Source organism: Burkholderia sp. Ac-20379, assembly GCF_017104645.1.
GTDB lineage: Bacteria > Pseudomonadota > Gammaproteobacteria > Burkholderiales > Burkholderiaceae > Burkholderia.
The window spans coordinates 1-2,018 of sequence record NZ_JAAGPF010000620.1 but is presented as its reverse complement, the minus strand read 5'-3'; the positions used below and the strand labels follow the sequence as shown (position 1 = coordinate 2,018).

General features: G+C 71.5%; 2 protein-coding genes. One reads left to right on the top strand and one right to left on the bottom strand.

What is annotated here, in order from left to right:
• The coding region (locus tag G3N92_RS33290) for an AMP-binding protein (RefSeq protein ID WP_206131753.1) at window positions 1-1,152 on the top strand (1,152 nt) is incomplete at its 5' end.
• Between the two features lie 35 nt (window positions 1,153-1,187).
• Here G3N92_RS33290 and xerD read toward each other — a convergent pair.
• Window positions 1,188-2,018: site-specific tyrosine recombinase XerD (gene xerD / locus G3N92_RS33285; RefSeq protein WP_206131752.1), on the bottom strand; the 831-nt coding region annotated here is incomplete at its 5' end.

Sequence of the window (2,018 nt, the reverse complement as noted above, 5' to 3'; positions counted from 1 at the left end):
GAGCCGGCCGCCGCCATCGCGCCCGACATCGGCGGCTGGGCCGTCGCGCTCGATCCGGCCGCCGGCGCCGAGGCCGTGGAGGCCGACGGCGCGCGCCAATGCGCGGCGCTGATCTACACCACCGGCACCACCGGCACGCCCAAGGGCGTGATGCTGTCGCACCGCAACCTGCTGTTCGTGGCGGCCGTGTCGAGCACGCTGCGGCGCGTCGGCCCGCACGACGTCGTCTACACGGTGCTGCCGGTTTCGCATGTCTACGGGCTGGCCTCGGTATGCCTCGGCAGCCTGCATGCCGGCGCAACGCTGCGCCTCGCGCCGCGCTTCGCGCCCGAAGCGGTGCGCCGCGCGCTGGCCGGCGAGCAGGTCACGATCTTCCAGGGCGTGCCCGTCATGCATGCCAAGCTGCTCGAACATCTGCACACGCACGGCCACCCGTGGCACGCGCCGCACCTGCGCTTCGTCTATTCGGGCGGCTCGCCGCTCGACGCCGATCTCAAGGCGCGCGTCGAACGCATCTACGGGCTGCCGCTGCACAACGGCTACGGCATGACCGAGAGCAGCCCCACCGTCGCGCAAACGCCGCTCGATGCGCCGCGCAGCGATTGCTCGGTCGGCACGCCGATTCCCGGCATCGAGGTGCGGCTCGTCGACGCCGCCGGGCAGACGGTGCCGGCCGGCGAAGTCGGCGAGATGATCGTGCGCGGCCCGAACGTGATGCTCGGCTATTACCGCAACCCGGAAGCCACGCGTGCGGCCGTATCGGCCGACGGCTGGCTGCGCACCGGCGATCTCGCGCGCGCCGCGGCCGACGGCTCGCTGAGCATCGCCGGGCGCAGCAAGGAGCTGATCATCCGCTCGGGCTTCAACGTCTATCCGGCGGAGGTCGAGCACGTGCTGAACGCGCATCCGGCCGTCGTGCAGTCGGCCGTGATCGGGCGGCCCGTGGCGGGCAACGAGGAAGTGATCGCGTTCGTCGAACTGATGCCGGGCGCGGCGCTGGCCGACGGCGAACTCGACGCCTGGTGCGAGGCGCGGCTCGCGCCGTACAAGCGGCCCGCGCGCATCGTGCCGGTCGATGCGCTGCCGGCCGCGTCCACCGGCAAGGTGCTCAAGCACCGGCTGCGCGACCATCGCGGTTATCTGGGCAGTTGAACCCGGCGGGCGGCTGAACCGCAACCGCCGCGCACTCACCCGCGCGGGTGATTCTCTGCGTGCAGCGTGCGCAGGCGCTCGCGCGCGACGTGCGTGTAGATCTGCGTGGTCGAGATGTCGCTGTGCCCGAGCAGCAGTTGCACGACGCGCAGGTCCGCGCCGTGATTAAGCAGATGCGTCGCGAACGCGTGGCGCAGCGTGTGCGGCGAGAGGTGCGCGCGCACGTCGGCGCTGGCCGCGTGGCGCTTGATGATGTTCCAGAATTGCTGGCGCGTCATGCCGTCGCCGCGCGCGGTCACGAACAGCGCATCGGCCACCCGCGCGCCGAGCAGCGCCGGCCGCGATTCGCGCAGGTAGCGCTCGATCCAGCCGTGCGCCACCTCGCCGAACGGCACGAGCCGCTCCTTCGAGCCCTTGCCCATCACACGCACCACGCCTTCGTTGAGGCCCACCTCGACCGTCTTCAGCATGACGAGTTCGCTGACGCGCAAGCCGCTCGCATACATCAGCTCGAGCATCGTGCGGTCGCGCAACCCAAGCGGCGTCGTCACGTCGGGCGCGCCGAGCAGCGCCTCGACCTGCGCCTCCGACAACGTCGACGGAAACCGCGCCGGCTGCTTCGCCGACAGAATCCGCAGCGTCGGATCGGCGCTCGCGCGGTGCTCGCGCAGGGCCCAGCCGTAGTAGCGCCGGAACACCGACAGCCGCCGGTTCGACGACGCCGCCTTGCCGTCGCTGCGCGCCGCGATATAGCCGGTCAGCATGTCCTCGGTCACCGCGTCGACGCTCGCGCCGTGCGTGGCCGACAGCCATTGCGCGAACAGGCTCAGGTCGCGGCGATAGGCGTCGAGCGTGTTCTGCGAGAA